Here is a 20,559-nt window from a genome sequence, read left to right as displayed (position 1 = left end):
GGAGAGGTGGCAGAGTGGTCGATTGTACCGCACTCGAAATGCGGCGTGCCTTTGCGGGCACCGAGGGTTCGAATCCCTCCCTCTCCGCCACCGACCTTGCCAAGGGTTCGAAGAGCTGGGTGCTGGGGGTTCAATCGAACGGTCGGCGACGTGACATCGGGCCAGGCTCCGTCGAGGTCGTCGGCGTGCAAACGGCGCACGAGCAGGCGCTCGCCGTGGGTCAGAAGCTTCGGGCGGGTGTCGATCCGGTGATGGAGAAGAGGGCTCAAGTGCCGACCGCGTGGTTCGAGCAAGCAGCCGACGGGCGGATCTCCGAACAGCGTGCGACTTGGAGGAACGTGAAGCACGCTGCTCAACGGCGTTCCACCTCGACGATTTTGCCTTATCCCACGCTTGCAAGTGCATCATTGGCTGAGATCACGTTCCCCATCGCGCGCGACGCGGTGCTGCCGATCTGGCTGGAGAAGGCGGAGACTGCTGGCAGGGTGTTGCAGCGCATCGGCGCGGTGCTCGATTGGGCGACTGCCAAGCGAACTTAGGGCGGCCGGTATGTCTAGCGCCGCGGGCTGCCGCGCCAGGTCGGCCGGGTCGAGTACCATCCGGCCATGCCGTATGGCGGACTTGCCCGCCTCGATGTGCAAGCTCGCCAACTCTCCCCCGGCCGGCCAGCACGCTGCCCGGACCGGTCGCGTGGCTGGTGTCGATCGCGCCGCTCAGATTTGCGTTCAGGGCCCGCAAGCTTACCGCATTGCCGACTGAGCTTCAGGAGAGATCAGCGCTTCGCAGCGAGGTTTTGCTCTCAGACATTTCTCCAGCACCATGGGACACCCCAACGCGGCGGACCCACTTCATCAGCTCGGCGAACCAGAGCACGACACTGCTCATCAAGATGCACACCAGCCACTGTGCAGCCGAAAGCGGCGCGGTGCCGAATGCCACGTTGAGCGGGGCAAATACGACCACCGCAATCTGGAGCACCGCCGACACACCCACTGCGGTCAGCAGCCATCCATTGGTGAATAGACCACGAAAGGCGCTTTCGCTTTCGGACCGTGCGCTGAAGGCGTTGAAGAGCTGCGCCAGCACGAGCACCGTGAACCCGGCGGTGCGCGCCTCGACGAGCGAATGTTTGCCCTCGATCATGCCGCCGGGCAGCTGCATGTCGATGGTGAGCAATGTCACCAAACTCATGACGAGCCCGATCGCGACGACATTCCGCCACATCGCCCCGTCGATCGCGCGATCGCCGATGCCTCGCGGCGCGCGCGCCATGACGTCTTCGGTTTCGGGATCGAGCCCCATCGCGAGCGCCGGCCCGGAGTCGGTGATGAGGTTGATCCACAACAGCTGGGTGGCGAGCAGCGGCAGGACCAGCTCGTCGCCTTCGGCGCTGCCGAGACCGATCACGCCGGCGCCGAGCACGCCCAGGAAGATGGTCAGCACCTCGCCCATGTTGGAGGAGAGCAGGTAGCGCAGGAACTTGCGGATGTTGTCGAAGATGGCGCGGCCCTCGCGCACCGCCGCGACGATGGTGGCGAAATTGTCGTCGGCGAGGATCATCCTGGCCGCTTCCTTGGTCACCTCGGTTCCGGTCACGCCCATTGCCACGCCGATGTCGGCGGCCTTGATCGCAGGCGCGTCGTTCACGCCGTCCCCGGTCATCGCGACGATTTCGCCATCGGCTTGCAAGGCGGCGACGATGCGCAGCTTGTGGGCGGGAGCGACGCGTGCATAGACTGAGGTGTTGCGCACGGCGTCCGCGAACCCGGCCGCGTCCAGGGCGTCGAGATCGGCACCGGTAAGCGCGCGTGCGCCGGCAGGCGCGATGCCAAGTTGCGCCGCAATCCGCGCGGCCGTGCCGGGATGATCGCCGGTAATCATCATCACGCGAACGCCCGCGCGGTGCGCCTCCGCGATAGCCACCTTCGCTTCCTCTCGCGGCGGATCGACGATGCCTACCGTCCCGACGAAGATCAGGTCGCGTTCCAGCGCTTCGCCGGCGGTCGGTGGTTCGCCAGCTTCGAGCGGGCGGTACGCCACCGCAATCGTGCGCAACGCGTCGCCGACGAGACTGTCCACGTCGCGCAGTGCCTGGGCGCGTCTCTGGTCATCGAACGGCAGGACCTCCGCGCCAACGCGCAACTGGGTGCAGCGAGCCATCAACACGTCCGGCGCACCCTTCGACACCACGATCAGTTCGCCACCATGCTCGCCGTCGCGCTCGATCGTCGACATCATCTTGCGATCGGAGCTGAACGGCAGCTCGGCGACGCGGTCGAAGCGAGCCTCGCGGCGTTCGTGCAGGCCCAGCTTGCGCTCCGCGACCAGGAACGCGGCTTCGGTCGGATCGCCGCCGATGCTCCAGCCGCCGTCGCCCTCCCGTCGCAGGCTGGCGTTGCCGGCCAGCGAGCCTCCACTCAGCATGACGATCGCCTCGGCGCGGCCGCGATCGTCGAGCGGCGCCGCGTCGGTGGTGCGTACCTCGCCCTGCGGAACGTAGCCACTGCCGGTCACGTTGCTGTCGGCGGATGCGGTGATGATGCGCTGGATCGTCATCTGCGCGCGGGTCAGCGTGCCGGTCTTGTCCGAGCAGATCACCGTCGCCGACCCCAGGGTCTCGACCGAAGACAGGTTCTTCACCACCGCGTTGCGCCCGGCCATGCGCTGCACGCCCAGCGCCAGTACGAGGGAGAGTATCGCCGGCAGACCTTCGGGCACGGCGGCCACCGCCAGCGAAACGCCCAGCAGCAGCACCGTGACGACATCGGCGAAGGAGTGGATCGGCGACAATAGCAGCACGGTGGCGATCACGATGGTGGCGATGATCAGTACCGCAATGCTCAACATCCGGCCGATCCGCGCCACCTCCCTCTGCAACGGGGTCGCCGTTTCGCTAGTCGCGTCCAGCATCCTCGCGATCGAACCGACTTGCGTGTGCATGCCCGTGGCGGTGACGATGGCGCGGCCTGTTCCCCCGACGACTGCTGTTCCCTTGAACACCATGTTTGAGCGATCCGCGATCGCGGCAACTGTCGGCAGGACATCGCACTGCTTGAGCACCGCCGCGCTTTCGCCGGTAAGCGATGCTTCGGCCACCTGGAGCGTCGCTGCGGCGAACAGACGCGCGTCTGCCCCGACCGCATCACCTTCTTCCAACAGGAGGACGTCGCCGGGCACAAGGGCCGAGCTGTCGATACGGCCACGTTCACCGTCGCGCAGCACCGATGCGGTCACGGTCGTCATCCGCGCCAACGCCGCAACCGCATCGGCCGCCTTGCTTTCCTGCACGAAGCCCAGCGCCGCGTTGAGAACGATAACGGCCGCGATCACGACGGCATCGACAGGCCATCCTTCTCGCCCCTCGATCAGCCAGGCGGCGAATGCGACGGCGACGGCGCCGAGCAGCAGGTAGATGAGCGGGCTCTGAAATTGCGCCAGCACCCGTCGCCACGTCGGCGTCGCCTGAGTAGCGCGCAGTTCGTTAGGCCCATGCTCCTCCAGCCGTCGCGCCGCTTCGGTGCTCGAAAGACCGGTCGTCGGCTCGACATCCAACGCGGAGGCGATCGAGACTACAGCTACAAGGGCGGGGTCGTCGACGCGGGCTAAAACACCGCCTGCCGCCGTCACGATGGAGCTAGACGCCGGCGCAGCAGGACGACCGTAGCGTCGCCTTCCATCGGCTCGGACGTGAACCCCATCTCGTGCTCCAGCGCGATCGCCTGATGGTTGGCGCGACTTTCGATCGCCTCCAGGACCTTGACCCCGCTGGTTTCGGCTTCGCGGCTGAGATATTCCAACAGCGTCCAGCCGATCCCCTGGTCCTTGCGATCGGATCGGACGGAAACCGCCACTTCCGCCCGTTCGCCAGCAGAGTCCCTGGCCAGCATGGCGGCGGCGATCACGGCATCATCGTCCCCCCCGGTTGCAAGGAAGCTGTCGGTGCGGCTCGCGTCGACGTCGATCATCGCCCGGAGCCGTTCGTGACTGACTTCACGTACGCCGGTGAGGAAGCGGAACCGAAGGTCGTCCGGCGTCACCTGCTTAAAGAATGTTGCGAGCGCTGATTCGTCATCCCGCCCGACGCGGCGCACGCGGAGGATCAGGCCAGAGCGTGTCGGGAGCCGGACGAACGGTTGCGGAGCATACGCCATGATGTGGAATCCTCTGACACTGTTAGGCAGCAGAATACATCAAGCACCTTCGACGTGCAATCATGGACTCTAACAATATCTGGTGATCGCATCATAGTGCTTTATCTGCTTATTATACTAAGACCAAGTTCCAAGGATTTTATGAGCTGCGGGCTCGCATTATAGGTTAGCGCCATCTCCACAGGCGAAAACTATAGGTGGATAATCCACCATCGGCATGTTATTAAACCGCTACCGACGCCCTCCTACAGGCATGGCTGCGGCTGAGAGACCGAAAGTGCTCCCGCTTGCGCAGGGAGTCACCGATGCCCGAGACTCGTGATCATCATCGCCAGCGTGCTCGAACGGAGCAGGACATGGCAGACGCGTCCGCCACCAGCGTGGCGCGGATCAGTCACAGCAAACTCGCCCGGCTACACGCCGCCGCGGCCGATGGCTCCGCGATCGTGGCGCTTTCCCCGGGCAAGGTTCGTTGATTGTGGCTACTGTTCTCGATGTCGAGCCGCCCTATGCGGCAGGATGTGGGGATACGGAGGCTACAAGGCCGCTGTCGCCGGACATGCTGCGGCGTATCGACGCCTACTGGCGTGCGGCGAACTACCTGTCAGTCGGGCAGATCTATCTGAAGGCGAACCCGCTCATGGAGCGGCCGTTGGCGTTGGCCGACATCAAGCCTCGGCTGCTCGGCCATTGGGGCACGACGCCCGGATTGAACCTGATCTACGCGCACCTGAACCGGCTGATCGTCCAACACGATCTGGACATGATCTACGTGATCGGGCCGGGTCATGGCGGCCCCGGCATCGTCGCGCACACCTATCTGGAAGGTTCCTACACCGAGCTGTATCCGGCGATCGAGCGGAGCCGCGGCGGGCTGGAGCGACTGTTCCGGCAGTTCTCATGGCCTGGCGGCGTTCCCAGCCACGTGGCGCCGGAAACGCCCGGCTCGATCCACGAAGGCGGCGAACTCGGTTATTCGCTTGCGCACGCGTACGGCGCAGCGTTCGACAACCCGGACCTGATCGTCGCCTGCGTGGTCGGCGACGGTGAGGCGGAGACGGGGCCGCTCGCCGCGTCATGGCATTCCAACAAGTTCCTCAATCCCGCTCGCGACGGCGCGGTGCTGCCGATCCTGCACCTCAACGGGTTCAAGATCGCCAACCCGACGGTGCTCGCGCGGATCGGCCGCGACGAGCTGAGCCAGCTGTTGCGCGGCTATGGCCACGAACCGTTCTTCGTCGAGGGCGACGATCCAGACACGGTCCACCAGCAGCTCGCCGCCACGCTCGATCTGGTGCTCGGCAGGATCACGGCGATCCAGACCGCGGCGCGCAATGACGGCGAGGCGACGCGCCCCCGCTGGCCGATGATCGTGCTGCGCACGCCCAAGGGCTGGACCGGGCCGAAGGAGGTGGACGGCAAGCCGGTCGAGGGCACCTGGCGCGCGCACCAGGTGCCGATCGCCAGCTTCGCCAACCCGGAGCACCTCGGCCAGCTCGAAACCTGGATGCGCAGCTACAGGCCCGAGGAGCTGTTCGACGCCGACGGCAAGCTGATCGCGGAGCTGGCCGCGCTCGCACCGACGGGGCATCGTCGCATGGGGTCGAACCCACACGCGAATGGCGGTCTGCGCGTGCCGCTCGCGATGCCACGGTTCCGCGATCATGCCGTGGGCGTTTCATCTCCCGGCAGCGTGCGCGCCGAGGCGACGAGGGCGCTGGGCGGCTTCCTGCGCGAAGTCATGCGGCTCAGCCTGCCCGCGAGCAATTTCCGTCTGTTCGGCCCGGACGAGACCGCGTCCAATCGGCTCGACGCGGTCTACGAGGTATCCGGCAAGGCGTGGATGGCTGATGTCGAGCAGGGCGACGATCATCTCTCCACCTCCGGCCGCGTGATGGAGGTGCTCAGCGAGCATCTCTGCCAGGGCTGGCTGGAGGGCTATCTCCTCACCGGCCGGCACGGGTTCTTCTCCTGCTACGAAGCCTTTATTCACATCGTCGATTCGATGGTGAACCAGCACGCCAAGTGGCTGAAGGTCAGCGCCAAGATCCCGTGGCGCAGGCCGATCGCGTCGCTCAACTATCTGCTCACCAGCCATGTCTGGCGTCAGGATCATAACGGGCTGTCGCACCAGGACCCCGGCTTCATCGACCACATCGCCAACAAGAAGGCGGAGGTCGCGCGCATCTACCTGCCACCGGACGCCAACTGCCTGCTGGCGGTGGCCGATCACTGCCTGCGCAGCCGCGGCTACATCAACCTCATCGTCGCGGGAAAGCAGCCGGAGTGGCAGTGGCTCAACATTGACGATGCGGTCGTCCACTGCGCGGCGGGTGCCGGCATCTGGGAGTGGGCGAGCGACGAAGACGAGCCCGACGTGGTGATGGCCTGCGCGGGTGACGTGCCGACGGTGGAGGCGCTCGCGGCGGTGATGCTGTTGCGTGAGTACGTGCCCGACATCCGCATCCGGGTCGTCAACGTCGTCGATCTGATGGTGCTGCAACCCGAGACCGAGCACCCGCACGGACTGTCGGATCGCGACTTCGATGCGCTGTTCACCACCGATAAGCCGGTGATCTTCGCGTTCCATGGTTATCCGGCCATGATCCACAAACTCACCTACCGACGCCGCAACCATGCCAACATTCACGTTCGTGGCTATCAGGAGGAGGGAACGACCACGACACCGTTCGACATGGTCGTGCTCAATGATCTGGACCGCTACCGGCTTGCACTCGACGCAATCAGGCGGGTGCCCCGGCTTGCGGACCGGATCGACGCGGAGACGGCGCGCTACTGGACGACGATGGAACGCCACAAGCTATACGTCGCAGAGCATGGCGACGACATGCCGGAGGTGCGAGACTGGCGCTGGGCGCGATGACGCGCGTGCTGACGATCAATGGCGGCTCGTCCTCGGTGAAGTTCGGCATCCATGACGTTGCCGACGAGGTCGTCGAAGTGTCCGTCGGGCAGAGCGGCTCGGACGAAGACCTGTTCACGCGCATCGGGGATGTGCAGCCCGATGCGATCGGTCACCGCATCGTGCATGGCGGCGCCGACCTGTTCACGCCGGTGCTGATCGACGCCAGCGTCCTTGCCCGGCTGCAACGCGCGACGGCTTTCGCGCCGCTGCACGGACCCGCGTCGCTGGCGCTGATTGCGCAAGCCGAAGCGCGCTTTCCGGGCGTGCCGCAGGTCGCATGCTTCGACACCGGCTTCCATGCGGACCTGCCGGAGATCGCTGCCACGCTCCCGCTTCCCAAGCCGCTGCGCGACCAAGGCGTGAGGCGGTATGGCTTTCACGGCCTGTCGTGCGAGTCGATCATTGCGCAGTTCGGTGCGTGCCTGCCCGAGCGCCTGATCATCGCCCATCTCGGCAGCGGTGCGAGTGTGACGGCGGTACGCAGCGGGCGGTCAGTCGACACCAGCATGGGTATGACGCCCGCCGGCGGCGTGACCATGGCAACGCGCACGGGCGACATCGATCCGGGCGTGCTGCTCTATCTGATGCGCGAGCATGGGATGGATGCGAATGCGCTGGAGGACCTGATCGACCGACGCTCGGGCCTGCTCGGGCTGTCGGGGGTGTCGAGCGACCTGCGCATGCTGCGCGCGACGGAAAGCCCAGCCGCGACGCTTGCCATCGCGATCTTCTGCCGCTCGGTGGCGAAACAGATCGCCGGCATGCTGGCAGTGCTGGGAGGCGCCGACCTGATCGTCTTCACCGGCGGGATCGGCGAACACGACGAGGCGGCGCGAGCGTTCATTTGTGCCGATCTCGCCTTTGCCGGATCCGTCCCGACCGCCGTCATGCCGTCCCAAGAAGGCGCGCGAATTGCCAGACACGTCCATGAGGTAACCGTACGATGAGCATCACCTGGGCCATGCGGCTGATCATTCCCGTCAGCCTCTCTCTAGGTTGCCCTGGCATTGCTCTGAGCCAGGCCGTGCCGGCTTTGCCGGTCATACCCACCGACGGCGCCATCGAGGCGTTGCGCCCCGGCCAGTATTTCTGGGCACCACAGCTTGCGCCCGTCGGGCCAGTGACGGTCATCGTCAGCCTGAAAACGCAGCGCGCCTATGCCTATCGCAACGGCGTGCCGATCGGCGTCTCGACCGCGTCGAGCGGGAAAAAAGGTCATCGCACACCGACGGGCATCTTCACGGTGCTGCAAAAGGCCGCCGTGCACAAATCGAACCTGTACGCAAACGCGCCGATGCCGTTCATGCAGCGGCTGACCTGGGACGGCATTGCACTGCATGCGGGCAATCTGCCGGGCTATCCTGCGTCGCACGGCTGCATCCGCCTGCCGCTCGCCTTTGCCAAGCTGCTCTACGGCATCTCCGCATTGGGTATGACGGTGATCGTCACCGATGATGCCGACGTGCCGGTGGTCGCCCCCAGGCCTGGCCTGCTCGCAGCACCGATCGCCAATGCGGTGGGAGCCGCAGAATTTACCTGGCATCCCGAACGTGCGCCCAGCGGCCCGGTGTCGATTGTCGTCAGCGGGCAGGACGCGCGCATCGTCGTCCTGCGCAACGGAGTGGAGATCGGATCGGGTAAGGTCCGCACCGACGCTCCGATCGGGCGGACAACCGCCTTCTCGTTTCTGGGCCACGGTCCGGCGGGTGAACGCTGGCTCCGGCTGCCGCTTCCGGGCGAGCCAGCGCAGGCCGGGGCCGAGATGACGGCGGCCGAACGCGCCGGCGGCGATGTCCCCGACGGCCTCAGGCAGGCGATCGCGAGCGTGCTGACGCCCGGCACTACGTTGCTGGTGACACGCGCCTCCCTTCGTAGCAGCGGCGTCGGCAGCAAGCTGACCGTCATCAAAGCGGGCACCCGCTGACTACGGCATTCGCCCCAACCGGACCAGCGCGAGGCCGAGCCGAAAGGATTAGGTGCTTATTTGGCGCTGGCGTATGCAGAACCATCGTCGGTGGACCAAGAGCAAGCCGATGACCGAGAGACGCTGGACAGCTCCCGCTTACAAATGGAGCATTGTCGATGCCGCACAAGCAGTTAGTCCATCTTCAGCTTCTTCATAGGCAGTCGACCGAGCTTGCTGCCGAAACCGACGACCCATCAGTGCGTATCGCTCACCAGAAAATGGTCGATCAATACTCGTTACGCATTGCGGCTCTACAAGATCGACCGAGCATCTAAAGGTCTGGCGATCGCTTCCAAACCAGCTTGGGTCTGGATGGTCCTGGGTCGGGCCCGCACGTGTATGATCGAACAGAGTCGAGCCCAATGATAGCTGAGCTTTTACTCGCCACCTTCATGGTGTCGCTGACCGTGGCGATCCATGGCGCTGGATTGCACGGCCTCGCCAAGGTGTTGCGACTGGAGGCACGCGAGGAGGCGCATGAGCACCTCAACCCCCTTTCGCTTCGCGGCAACGCCGTGACCTTGCTGGCGATCCTGGGCTTGTTCGCGCTGCACGGCGTGGAAATCTGGCTCTATGCCTTCCTGTATGTAGGTCTGGGTGCGGTCGAAGGGCTGCGCGAGGCCGTCTATTTCTCGACCATCACCTATGGCGCAATCGGTTACAGCGACGCGGTCATGGCCGAACGGTGGCGGCTGGTATCGGCGATCGAGGGCGTCAATGGTATCGTCCTGCTCGGCTGGTCGACAGCCTTCTTCATTACCGTGGTTGCCCGATTGCGACGCATCTGACGCATCAGCAAAGCGGGGTGCAAGATCGATTGGCTCAAACTCGGCCGAAACCTCCTGTGACATCAACGGCGAGTGTGTCTGAATAGCGGCCTTATCGCAGGTCGCCGGCGTCCCGCGGACATCGGCAGACCGCGGCGATGCGTGGCTACACTTCCGGACCGGAATGGGCGGGCGTGATTCGGGAGGGGCGTGCCCCCCCCCCCAAGGCGCCGAGCCTAGTTGAAGAAGGCGAAGAACACCGCGTTCTTGCCGCGATCGGCCGCGCGGATCAGGAACAGGCGGCTCAGCCCCTCGATCGTGTGGCCGATGTCGTAGATCGCGTCGCCGACCGGCGCGGTCGCGGCGTCGACGACGAAGGTGACGGTGAAGCCTTCCTTGCGCACACCGGCGGGGCGGGGTCCGTCGGACCGGACGCGCTGCACGCTTTCCACCGTGCCGGACGTGTATCCTTGCTCGCCGGCGATGCGGACAGGCTTGCCGACCAGCGCCGTCCAGCGGTCGACTTCGACCGGGTCGAACAGAATGGCGGGCGGGGTATTGCGACCGGCGACCACACGAACCCCATCGGGGGCAATCGTCGGATCGCCGCTACGTCCGAACAGTGCCATGCCGCCGATCACGGCCCCTGTCGCCACCGCGCCGCCCACGAACGCCCGGCGAGTTCCCTCAGTGCTCATCGCAAGATTTCCCCCTGTCAGTAGCGGCAGCGTAGAGCGGTTGGCGCGGCGACGCCATAGGGCATAGGAGCGCGCATGAGCATCGCCATCGCGACCGGTCTGAGGCTGCGCCCCGAGCGCACGGACGATGCCGCCTTCGCTGGTGCACTGTACCGCGAAGAGCGTAGATCGGAATTCGCGCTGCTCGCCTGGCCCGAGCCGGCAGTTGCTGCGTTCCTCGACAGCCAGTTCGCGCTGCAACAGGCGCACGCCGCGCGCGTCCACCCGGCAGCCGACCGCTGGATCGTCGAGCGGCAGCGCAAGGCGATCGGCAGGCTGTACGTGGATCGCTCGACGCCGTGCTGGCGGCTGATCGACATCGGCCTGCTGGCGCGCGAGCAGGGGCGGGGTCACGGCACGCTGGTGCTGCGCTGGCTGTTGGGGGAGGCGGGCAGGGCGGGCGCGGCCGTCGACCTGCATGTCCGGCACGAGAACCCGAGGGCAGCGGCGCTGTACCGGCGACTAGGGTTCGTCGACGCGGACAGCAGCGCCGCGAGCCATGCGCGGCTGCGGTGGGATCCTAGTTGAACACCGCCTCATAGACGACGCGCTCGCCTGCCTGCGCGACGGGGACCAGGAAGATCTCCAGCTCGCCCAACGTGGCGTTGGCCAGCGCATGGATCTGCTGCGGCAGGAGCGTGGCCGCGTCGCCGTGGAAAACCAGCGCGAACGGGCGAGCAGAGCCGGTCGCGCTGGTTTCGATCTTAGCGAGCGTCAATGTGGTGCCGTCCGCCAGGTCGAAGCGCTCGCCGAGCGCGGGCGCGAAATGCTCGTGCGTCATCTCGGCTCAGTTCCGGCTAGGGAAAAGGCCTTCGACGCATATGCACCAGCCGAGCGCGAGATAGGGCTGGCGGTTCTCATGCGGCTGGCCGCCCACGGTGGAGACCGCGGTGGACTTCATGGCCGTCGTCGCGCCCGGGCCGTACAGGTTGACCTCCTGGACCGGATTGGTGGCGGTAACGGCCTGGGCGAGCGCCTTGGTGTTCGCAGGGATTGCCCCGTTGACCAGCGTCGCCCGCGCGTCGCGGGCCTGTACCTGGTGGATGTGCGCAGGGATCTGCGTTTGCAGCAGCGTGACGGTCCCGGTTCCCGCCGCCTGCCCCTGAACATAGTTGGACAAGCCCGGACCCTGACCGAAGTGCAGCGGCGCCCTGCCTTGCAAATTGGGCAAGGCAAACGTCGTCTGGCCGTTGCCGCCATAAGTGGTGCCCAGCAGCGAAAAGAGCGCCGTGTTCTGCGCGATCGACAGGATCTGGCCGTCGCAATACATCCATGCTCGCGGCGCAAAATTATACGGAAAGAGGCGGAGTTCCCCGAGAAAGGCTTCGGACATAGCGGCGGTCCTTCGATATCAGTTGCGGCTGGGGAAAATGCCCTGCAGCGCAATGCAATAGTTGAGCGTCAGAGACGGCATCATATTGTCGTGCGGCTGGTTGTTGCCGGCGATGCCAAGGGTTTGCGCCATCACCGTATTTGGCGCGTCGTTCGAATAGAGTGGCACCGCGCCGCTGCTGCCCTGCTGGCTGAAATTCCCGCGCGCGAGCACCGCGCCCGCCGGGTCGGCGGTATTGCCGAGAACCGTAGTCGCCTGAACACCGTGGTTGTGCGCCGGAAGCTCGTTGATCGTCAGCGTGACGTTTTCGCTGCCGGAAACCTCACCAAGAACGCGCGGCGTCAGCCCCGGACCGTGTCCCGGATGCATGGCGGCCCGGCCGCGCAGATCGGGCAGGCCGAACGTCGTCTGGCCATTGCCGCCATAGGTGGTGCCGATCAGCGAGAACAATGCCGTGTTCTGCGCGATCGACATGAGCTGGCCGTTGCAATGCGCCCACCCGCGCGGCGGAAAGTTGGTGCCGTAGACTTTTATCTGGGCGATGAACGGTTCGGACATGGAACTCTCCGGGAGGGATCGCAGGCTGGTGGGTCGCCTCAGTTTCGGCTGGGGAAGATACCCTCGACCGCGATGATGAAGTTGACGCACAGACAGGGCTGCATGTTCGAATGCGGCTGGCTGCCGCCGGCGGAGGTCACGGACTGCGGGTTGAGTGGCACGAGCGCCGGTGCCGCCGTGTTGTTGTAGGTGCGCAGCCCCGCCTGCGTACTGCTCGGCGGGCCAAGCACCGCCCCGGCGGGCGATTTGGTCGTCGCCGAAGTCGCCGCGAACATGGGGTGGGTATGCGCGCCCATCTGCTGGACGGTGAGCGTCACGCTCTCGGCACCGGCCTTCTCGCCGAGAAAGTGGGTCGTGCCATTCAGGGTGCCCCGGTGCATGGGCAGGCGACCCTGCAGGTCGGGCAGCGCGAAGTTGGTCTGCCCGTTCCCGCCATAGGTGGTGCCGACCAGGCTGAAAAGCGCTTCATTGTTCACGATCGTCAGCAGCTGGCCGTTGCACAACGCCCAGCCACGCGGCGCGAAGTTGCCGCCAAACATCATGATCTCGCCAAGAAACGGGTCGGCCATCAATTCCTCCGCACGCTGGTCGCGCTGGTTGTGCGGAGGGTGGGCGAACGCCCCATACGGTCCAGGCCCCCCGACCGGTGGGAGAGATCATGGGCGGGCTTCCCGTCACTGTCAATCGCGGACAAGCCGACTGCTATCCGGGGCCGGGAACCAAAAGCTTTGCAACGGGTTGTTGGCTTCCCCCTCCCGCCCTGCCATAAGGCAGTGATATCGGCAGCCTGCCCGGATTCCGCGCGCGGGCGCCTGCATGGGGGGGATGACTGATATGGTCGCGACGACTCTGGCGGCGGGCGACGTCGCCCTTCTGGGCTACAACACTGAGGACGGTGGGACCGACGCGGACTTGCTGGCCTTTGTGCTGATGAAGCCGGTCGGTTCGGGGACGACCATCTACTTCACCGACCGCGCGTGGAACGGCACGGCGTTCGCCGCCCCCGGCGCCGGGGAGGCCACCTACCCCTTCACGACGGGCGCTGACCTGGCGGCCGGCACGATCATCACCATCACCGCTGCGCAATTGTCCAGTTTCGGCATCAACCTGTCCGACCTGGGCGAGACGATCTATGTCTATCAGGGTACGGCCGACGCGCCGACGGGGTTTCTCTACGCACTCGAAGTCGCCGACGGGAACGCGGTGTTCGCGGGCACCCTGACGGGCACCGGGCTGAGCGTCGCCGCCAATACCGCCACCGCGCTGGCCGCCGACAATGGCGTGTTCGCCGCGCGCACCAACAACATCCAGCTGCCGCTGCTGCTCGATTCGATCAACGATCCCAACGATTGGGCTCAGAGCGATACCGCGCCGTTCGCCGGCCCGACCAACGGCACCAACGCCTTCACCGCGCCGGACCAGCAGATCTGGATCGCGGCGGGGACTACCGTCGGCGGCGGCGCGATATTTCGCGTCGATCAGGACGCGACGCTGGGCCAGGGCGCGCTCGGCTATGCGATCAATTCGATCTACGAGAACCAGCCCGAAACCGGCACCGGCAGCACGTCGACCAGCTTCTTCGGACCCAAGGACATCGTCCTGGATACGGTGAATGACCGGTTCTTCATCGCCGATTCCAACGGCACCCAGGACCGCATCCTGCAGGGCAGCATCAGCGCGGCGCTGGCGAACCCCGGCACGGCGCCGGCGTTCACGATCCTGTACACGCAGGCTGCCGATGGCGGCACGCTCGGGATCACCGGCATAGCGCTGGATGCCACGAACAGCCTCGTTTACTTCACCGAGAGCAACCTGCTCCGCAAGGTGACGTACGACACGGCCGGGCAGGCCGCGGTGACATTGGCGGATCTTGGCACGGATACCGAAACCGGCAACCCGAACTTTGCCAATGAATTGGCGTTCGATCCGGCAACCGGCCGGGCGTTCATCGTCTCGACCCAGGTTTCGTCCGAGATCACTGACATCGACGGCAACGGTGACCCCATCTTCACCAACGTTGCCACGCAGAACTCCATTTTCCGCGTCGACAACATCGCGGCCGCCGACACGAATGCGTCGGATAATACCATCACCAAGCTGATCTTCGGCACCAGCGGCGAAAACGCCAGCTTCGTCACGGGCGTTCCAGACCCGCAGGAACTGGAAGACACGCTCGGGTCGATCAAGGGCATCGACATCAACACCGCTACGGGTGACGTGTGGTTCACGACCGTGCAGCTGAACACCGCGGGCAGCGGCGAGACCGGCGGCATCTATCGCATGGCCGCCGCCGACGCGAACGGTGTGGGCGGGACTCCCGTGGTGGTCTATTCGGAGACCGACGCGACCAACCAGAACTTCCAGTACATCACGATCGACGAGGCGACGGGGCGCTATTACGTCACCAGCCAGGAGCCGAACAACGCGCACAAGATCTATCGCGGCGCGCTGACGGGCGGGGGCACGGTTGATGACCCGATCGACTTCGCCACGATCGGCAACGCCAACGGCCTCACGCCCTATGGCCTCAACGTCCAGAACGCGCCGACGCTGACCGGCACGACGCCGGCGGTGGCGGTCCTCGATGTGGGGACGGGCGAGACCAACCGGGTCAACCCCTTCACCAGCCTCACCGCGTCCGATGTCGACACGCTCAACACCGGCGACGAACTCCGCGGCGCGCAGGTGCGGATCACGAACAATTTCCTCAGCGGCGCGAACCAGGATTTTCTGCGCATCGCCGGCAGCACGAGCGGCACGCTCACTGACCCGGGTATCATCTTCACCTATGACACAACGACCGGCGTCATGACGCTGACCGGCGTGGCAACCGTGGCCGAATATGCCTCGGCGCTGCAGAGCGTCACCTTCTCGTCGAGCAACAATGCCGACAACAGCGGCGCTGCGCCCAATCGCACGATCGCCGCGTCCGTCTTCGACGGCCTGCTCTATTCGGACGAACTGATCAGCACCGTCGCGGTCAGCACCAACACCCCGCCGGTGGCGGTCGACGACACGCTCGCCGCGACCGAGGACACCGTCGCCACCTTCACCGCCGCACAGCTGACCGCCAACGACACCGACGCGGACGGCAATCCGCGAACGGTCACCAACGTCACCGCTGTCACCGGCGGCACCGTGTCGCTGAGCGGGACCACGATCACCTTCACGCCGACGGCGAACTTCAACGGCCCGGCCGCGTTCGATTACACCATCAGCGACGGTCAGGGCGGCACCGACATCGGTCGCGTGACGGTCAACGTCGCGGCGGTCAACGACGCGCCGGTCAACTCGGTCGGCGGGACGGTCGTCACCACCGAGGACGCCACCGGCGTGGCGCTGACCGGCATGTCCATCGCGGACGTGGACGCCAACCCGGCGACCAGCCGGCTGTACGTCACCTTCCAGGTGGCCAACGGCGCGATCGTCCTGCGCACCGATGTCGCGGGCGGTATCGTCGACGAGGACATCATCGCTTTGGCTGTCGACACGGTCATGGTTCACGCGACCCTGAACAAGATCAACGCGACCTTGGCGGCCAGCAACGGCCTGACCTACTCGCCCAATGCCAATCTCAGCGGCAGCGACGTGCTGACCGTATCGACCAACGATGGTGGGGTGACCGGCAGCGACCCGGGCCTGACCGGCGACGCCGAGACCGAAGAGGACACCGACACCCGGACCATCCTCATCACCGGCATCAATGACGCGCCGGCCGGGACAGACGCCACCTACACCTTTGCCGAGGACGGCTCGCGTACGCTTTCGGTTGCCGATTTCGGCTTCATCGATTCCGCGGACAACAATGGCTTCACGGGCGTGTTGATCACGACGCTGCCGAGCGACGGCGTGCTGCGCCTGAACGGTGTTGCGATCACCGCAGCGGGAACGTTCGTCACCGAGGCACAGATCACCGCCGGCCAACTCGTCTTCGCGGCGGACGCGAACGAGAATGGCACGCCGTACGGCAACTTCACCTTCCAGGTCCGCGACAATGGCGGCACCTCGGGTGGTGGCGTCGACACCGATCCGACGCCGAACCGGCTGACCTTCAACGTCACGGCGACCAACGACGCGCCGGTGCTCGATCTCAATGGGAATGCGGCCGGCGACGGCACCAACAACGGCGCCTACGAGCAGGATCCGACTGGGGCAGGGGGGATCGCGCCGGCCGCGACCGTCACGGATATCGACTCGGCCAATTTCGATACGGGCACGCTGACCGTCGCGATCACCGCCGCCGCGCAGCCCGGCGACGTGCTCGACGTCGACGACTTCAGCGACGGTTCCGGCAACTTCGTAACGGTCAGCGGCAACGCGCTAAGCTTCAACGGCACCGTCGTCGCCACCTACACGGCCGGGGATCACGACACGCCGCTGGTGGTCACGTTCGACGCCGACGCGACGGCTGTCGCGGTCCAGTTCGTGACCCGCGCGGTCAATTTCCTGCACACCTCCGACAATCCCAACCAGGCGACCCGCTCGCTGACCTATACGCTGACCGACGGCGATGGCGGCACCGACAGCGCCGTGGCGACCGTCGGGGTCACCCCGGACAATGACGCGCCGCAATCGACCGCGCCGACCAGCGCGGCAATCGCCTTCGCCGAGAATGCGGCGACGCCGACGCCGCTGATGCAAGGCGTGGTGCTGTCCGATCCGGACCTGCCGGCCAACTTCGTGGGCGGCAGCTTCACACTCAACGTCAGCGGCGGCGAGGGCGGCATCAACCTCAAGGCAGGATCGCTCTTCTCGATCGTAGCGGATGGCGGCGGCGGCTTTGACCTCGTCTTTGACAATGCGGGCACGCCCGTCGCGATCGGCCAGATTGCCGGGTTCGGCACGACGAACATGACTGTGAGCGCACTGACCGGCGAGGCGACCCTCGCGCGGCTCAACGATCTGGTCGACGATTTCGGCTACATCCTGGTCGGCGACAGCCCGACCGCAGGCGACAATACCGTCACGATGACATTCAACGACGGCAACAACGTCGGGACGATCTTCAGCGTCGCGCAGGCGACGGTCGAGACCCAGACGCTGACCGTGACCGCCGCCAACGACGCGCCAACCGTGTCGATCATGCCGGGCTATGGCAAGTCGGGCGGCGAGTTCCTGGTCAACACGCAGACCGAAGGCGCGCAATATGTGCAGTCGGTCGCCAAGCTATCGACCGGCGGGTTCGTCGCGACGTTCACCGACGAGAGCAATCTGGGCGGCGACGCCAGCGGCTCGGGCATCAAGGCACAGCGCTTCGATGCCGCAGGCGCCAAGGTCGGGACTGAGATCCTGGTCAACACGACCACCCAGTTCATCCAGACGCAGTCGACCGTCGCCGGCTTTGCGGCCGGCGGCTTCGTCGTCGCATGGTATGACGACAGCGGCCAGAGCGCGGATGACGCGGGCTATGCGATCCGCGCGCAGCGGTTCGACGCGAACGGCGGAGCGCTTGGCGGCGAATTGCTCGTCAACACGTCGCTGCCGGGCAATCAGGAGCAACCGCGCATCGCGACATTGGCGTCGGGCGGGTTCGTCGTCACATGGTCCGATCCGAGCGGCCTCAATGGCGATGCCGACAGCTATTCGATCAAGGCACAGCTTTTCGGCAGCGCGGGCGACAGGGTCGGCACGGAGCTGTTGGTGAACACCGTCACCAGCGGTGAACAGTACGATTCCAGCGTGACCGCGCTCGGCAACGGGTTCATCGTGACCTGGTCGAGTGGGGGCGATATCAAGGCGCAGCGGTTCGACGCGGCGGGCGGCAAGCTCGGCGGCGAGTTTTTCGCCAACACGACGACATCCGGCACTCAGATCGAGTCCGCGGTGACGGCGCTGGTGGGCGGCGGGTTCGTGGTGACGTGGCGCGACGAGAGTGGACAGCTGGGCGATGGGAGCGTTGCCGGCATCGTCGGCCAGTTGTTCGACGCCGCCGCCATACCTGTCGGCAACGAATTCCTGGTCAACACGATCACGACCAGAATCCAGTATCAGCCGGAGGTGGCGGCGCTGTCCGATGGCGGCTTCGCTATCACGTGGACCGATGACAGCAGGCAGAGCGGCGATCCGGCGTTCGGCATCAAGACGCAGGTCTTCTCCGCGAGCGGCACGAAGATCGGCTCCGAATTCCTGGTCAACACGACCACGGCGACCGATCAGGCCGAACCGACCATCGCCGCCCTTGATGGTGGCGCGTATGTCGTGTTGTGGAGTGACTTCAGCGGGCAGGGTGCCGACCCGAGCGGCGCCAGCGTCCGGGGTCAGATCGTTGCCGCAACCGCCGGCTTCGCTGCGACCGAGCAGGTGACGCTCGACCTCAAGGGCGCGGTGGCCGTCGCCGACGTCGACGCGGGCGCGGGCGTGCTCACCGCTACGCTGGCGGTTCCTTATGGCGTTCTCGACATCACCGTCGGCGGCAGCGGCGCGACGATCGTCAGCGGCAACGCCACCGGCAGCGTGGTCGTCAGCGGCACGGTGGCGCAGCTCAACGCGCTGCTCGGCTCGGACGCGACCAGCACGGTGACTTACACCGCCGACACCGACACCCCGCCCGCCAGCACGACGCTGACCGTGACGGTCAACGACGGCGGCAACACCGGCGGCACGGCACAGACCGGGTCCGACGGCGAGGCGATCACCATCACCGCCGTGGACGACCTGCCGGTTGCGGTGGCGGACGTGGCGACGGTGGCGGAGAACGCGACCACGACCGTCCCCGTCCTGACCAACGACGATGATGTGGACGGCGGGCCCAAGGCGGTAGTCAGCGTCGATGGAACGACGCTGACGGCGAACCAGAGCGCGACGATCGCCTCGGGTGCAGTCGTCACGCTGAACGCGGACGGGACGCTGGGCTATGATCCCAACGGCCGTTTCAACTACCTCGTGTCGCCGGCCACCGTCGCGGCGACGGGCGCGGCGAACGGCAGCGCGGTCGACACGTTCAGCTATATGTTGAACGGTGGCAGCACGACGACGGTGAGTGTCACCGTGACCGGGATGGACGGTCCCGGCAGCCAGTTGCGTGGTGATGCCGGCGCCAACACCATCACCGGCACACCACAGGCGGATTTCTTCGAACTCAGCCAGGGCGGTAACGACACGCCGTCGGGCGGCTCGGGCAACGACGCCTTCTACTTCGGTACAACGTTGACGGCGGCGGATCGGGTCGATGGTGGTGCTGGCGCCGACGTGGTGGCGGTGCAGGGCAACTACCCGGCACTGACGCTGGGTGCGGAGAACCTGGTCAATGTCGAGACGCTGTCGTTGCTGACCGGCTCCGACGGGCGGTTCGGCGACACGGCCAACAACCGCTACGACTATGTCGTCACCTCGGTCGACGCGAACGTCGCCGCGGGGCAGCAGTTGATCGTCAACGGCGCGGCGCTACTCACGGGCGAGGATCTGACCTTCGACGGCTCGGCAGAAACCGACGGGACGTTCCTGATCTATGGCGGTGCAGGCACCGATCTGCTGACCGGCGGAGGGGGCGCGGACGTCTTCTTCATGGCCGACGGGCGCTTCAACGCCGGCGATCGCATGATCGGCGGCGGCGGCGCGGACATTGTCGTGCTGCGGGGCGACTTTTCGGTGACGCTCGGCGCCACCCAGCTCAACGGCGTCGAGACGCTGACGCTGATGAGCGCCGCGGATACGCGCTTCTTCGTGTCGGGCGAGCGCTATAGCTACAGCGTGACCAGCGACGACGGCAACGTCGCAGCTGGCGAGAGGCTGACAGTCAACGGCGCCGGGCTGCAATCCGACGAAACGATGAGCTTCAACGGCGCGGCGGAGACGGACGGTGTGTTCAGCCTGTTCGGCGGTGGCGGGAATGATGTGCTGACCGGCGGTGCCGGCGCGGACCTGATCTATGGCGGGCGGCGCGGCGATACGCTGACCGGCGGCGGGGGCAACGACGTGTTCCGCTATCAGGATGTGGCGGAGTCCAATTCGACGGATCGCGATGGCATCCAGGACTTCAAGCTGGGCGACCTGATCGACCTGAGCCGGATCGATGCGGACATCAACACCGCCGGCGATCAGGCGTTCTCGTTCGTGGGCAGTGCCGCGTTCAGCAACCGCGCGGGCGAACTGCGGTTCGAGAACATCAGCCTGGGCGGTCCG

Annotated in this window: 13 protein-coding genes, 1 tRNA gene and 1 pseudogene; 8 read left to right on the top strand and 7 right to left on the bottom strand. The window is 66.0% G+C overall.

Annotated elements, in window-relative coordinates; translation table 11 throughout:
* Window positions 1-90: transfer RNA gene (locus tag JWN21_RS08460), tRNA-Ser, on the top strand.
* Between the two features lie 23 nt (window positions 91-113).
* Window positions 114-539 (top strand): annotated as a pseudogene (locus tag JWN21_RS13980) (integrase); the annotation flags it as partial.
* 223 nt (window positions 540-762) lie between these two features.
* Here JWN21_RS13980 and JWN21_RS08455 read toward each other — a convergent pair.
* Together JWN21_RS08455 and JWN21_RS08450 are read right to left on the bottom strand one after the other, a co-directional pair.
* Window positions 763-3,627 (bottom strand): cation-translocating P-type ATPase, encoded by a 2,865-nt coding sequence (locus tag JWN21_RS08455; protein ID WP_299648351.1) that lies wholly within the window; start codon window positions 3,625-3,627, stop codon window positions 763-765.
* Window positions 3,624-4,151, bottom strand: a complete 528-nt coding sequence (locus JWN21_RS08450) for a GNAT family N-acetyltransferase (RefSeq protein WP_299648348.1) — start codon at window positions 4,149-4,151, stop codon at window positions 3,624-3,626. Before JWN21_RS08450 ends, JWN21_RS08455 begins: the two co-directional genes overlap by 4 nt.
* Window positions 4,152-4,710: 559 nt before the next feature.
* Here JWN21_RS08450 and JWN21_RS08445 point away from each other — a divergent pair.
* From JWN21_RS08445 to JWN21_RS08430, 4 genes are all read left to right on the top strand, one after another.
* Window positions 4,711-7,035 carry a phosphoketolase gene (locus tag JWN21_RS08445; RefSeq protein ID WP_299648354.1) on the top strand — a complete coding sequence of 775 codons (2,325 nt, stop codon included), beginning with the start codon at window positions 4,711-4,713 and terminating at the stop codon, window positions 7,033-7,035.
* On the top strand, window positions 7,032-8,024 hold the full coding sequence (locus JWN21_RS08440) for an acetate kinase (protein ID WP_299648345.1): 993 nt from the start codon (window positions 7,032-7,034) through the stop codon (window positions 8,022-8,024). Before JWN21_RS08445 ends, JWN21_RS08440 begins: the two co-directional genes overlap by 4 nt.
* Window positions 8,021-9,001 (top strand): L,D-transpeptidase, encoded by a 981-nt coding sequence (locus JWN21_RS08435; protein ID WP_299648342.1) that lies wholly within the window; start codon window positions 8,021-8,023, stop codon window positions 8,999-9,001. Before JWN21_RS08440 ends, JWN21_RS08435 begins: the two co-directional genes overlap by 4 nt.
* Window positions 9,002-9,405: 404 nt before the next feature.
* On the top strand, window positions 9,406-9,831 hold the full coding sequence (locus JWN21_RS08430; protein ID WP_299648339.1) for an ion channel: 426 nt from the start codon (window positions 9,406-9,408) through the stop codon (window positions 9,829-9,831).
* A 215-nt stretch (window positions 9,832-10,046) separates the two neighbouring features.
* Here JWN21_RS08430 and JWN21_RS08425 read toward each other — a convergent pair whose 3' ends face one another.
* On the bottom strand, window positions 10,047-10,508 hold the full coding sequence (locus JWN21_RS08425) for a hypothetical protein (protein WP_299648336.1): 462 nt from the start codon (window positions 10,506-10,508) through the stop codon (window positions 10,047-10,049).
* Between the two features lie 75 nt (window positions 10,509-10,583).
* Here JWN21_RS08425 and JWN21_RS08420 point away from each other — a divergent pair, with 75 nt between their 5' ends.
* Window positions 10,584-11,075 (top strand): GNAT family N-acetyltransferase, encoded by a 492-nt coding sequence (locus JWN21_RS08420; RefSeq protein WP_299648333.1) that lies wholly within the window; start codon window positions 10,584-10,586, stop codon window positions 11,073-11,075.
* Here JWN21_RS08420 and JWN21_RS08415 read toward each other — a convergent pair.
* From JWN21_RS08415 to JWN21_RS08400, 4 genes are read right to left on the bottom strand one after another with little or no spacing between them, the layout of a single operon-like run.
* Window positions 11,068-11,328 (bottom strand): hypothetical protein, encoded by a 261-nt coding sequence (locus JWN21_RS08415; protein WP_299648330.1) that lies wholly within the window; start codon window positions 11,326-11,328, stop codon window positions 11,068-11,070. The two genes, JWN21_RS08420 and JWN21_RS08415, sit on opposite strands and share 8 nt — an antisense overlap.
* A 6-nt stretch (window positions 11,329-11,334) precedes the next feature.
* Window positions 11,335-11,880 carry a phage tail protein gene (locus JWN21_RS08410; RefSeq protein WP_299648327.1) on the bottom strand — a complete coding sequence of 182 codons (546 nt, stop codon included), beginning with the start codon at window positions 11,878-11,880 and terminating at the stop codon, window positions 11,335-11,337.
* Window positions 11,881-11,898: 18 nt separating this feature from the next.
* The gene (locus JWN21_RS08405; RefSeq protein ID WP_299648324.1) at window positions 11,899-12,438 is read right to left on the bottom strand and encodes a phage tail protein; all 540 of its coding nucleotides are present in this window, start codon (window positions 12,436-12,438) and stop codon (window positions 11,899-11,901) included.
* A gap of 38 nt (window positions 12,439-12,476) precedes the next feature.
* Window positions 12,477-13,007 (bottom strand): phage tail protein, encoded by a 531-nt coding sequence (locus JWN21_RS08400; protein ID WP_299648321.1) that lies wholly within the window; start codon window positions 13,005-13,007, stop codon window positions 12,477-12,479.
* 265 nt (window positions 13,008-13,272) lie between these two features.
* On the opposite strand from JWN21_RS08400, the gene JWN21_RS08395 reads away from it, so the two are divergent.
* A partial coding sequence (locus JWN21_RS08395) for an Ig-like domain-containing protein (RefSeq protein WP_299648318.1) occupies window positions 13,273-20,559 on the top strand: 7,287 nt, incomplete at its 3' end.

The sequence above is a fragment of the Sphingomonas bacterium genome (assembly GCF_028292945.1).
Taxonomy (GTDB): domain Bacteria; phylum Pseudomonadota; class Alphaproteobacteria; order Sphingomonadales; family Sphingomonadaceae; genus Sphingomonas.
This window is presented reverse-complemented; position numbering and strand designations above follow the sequence as displayed.

What these genes read in the sequence shown, in the direction of transcription:
- JWN21_RS08450 (WP_299648348.1), bottom strand. Translation starts at nt 4,151, where the DNA reads ATGGCGTATGCTCCGCAACCGTTCGTCCGGCTCCCGACACGCTCTGGC.
- JWN21_RS08445 (WP_299648354.1), top strand. Translation starts at nt 4,711, where the DNA reads ATGCTGCGGCGTATCGACGCCTACTGGCGTGCGGCGAACTACCTGTCA.
- JWN21_RS08440 (WP_299648345.1), top strand. Translation starts at nt 7,032, where the DNA reads ATGACGCGCGTGCTGACGATCAATGGCGGCTCGTCCTCGGTGAAGTTC.
- JWN21_RS08435 (WP_299648342.1), top strand. Translation starts at nt 8,021, where the DNA reads ATGAGCATCACCTGGGCCATGCGGCTGATCATTCCCGTCAGCCTCTCT.
- JWN21_RS08430 (WP_299648339.1), top strand. Translation starts at nt 9,406, where the DNA reads ATGATAGCTGAGCTTTTACTCGCCACCTTCATGGTGTCGCTGACCGTG.
- JWN21_RS08425 (WP_299648336.1), bottom strand. Translation starts at nt 10,508, where the DNA reads ATGAGCACTGAGGGAACTCGCCGGGCGTTCGTGGGCGGCGCGGTGGCG.
- JWN21_RS08420 (WP_299648333.1), top strand. Translation starts at nt 10,584, where the DNA reads ATGAGCATCGCCATCGCGACCGGTCTGAGGCTGCGCCCCGAGCGCACG.
- JWN21_RS08415 (WP_299648330.1), bottom strand. Translation starts at nt 11,328, where the DNA reads ATGACGCACGAGCATTTCGCGCCCGCGCTCGGCGAGCGCTTCGACCTG.
- JWN21_RS08410 (WP_299648327.1), bottom strand. Translation starts at nt 11,880, where the DNA reads ATGTCCGAAGCCTTTCTCGGGGAACTCCGCCTCTTTCCGTATAATTTT.
- JWN21_RS08405 (WP_299648324.1), bottom strand. Translation starts at nt 12,438, where the DNA reads ATGTCCGAACCGTTCATCGCCCAGATAAAAGTCTACGGCACCAACTTT.
- JWN21_RS08400 (WP_299648321.1), bottom strand. Translation starts at nt 13,007, where the DNA reads ATGGCCGACCCGTTTCTTGGCGAGATCATGATGTTTGGCGGCAACTTC.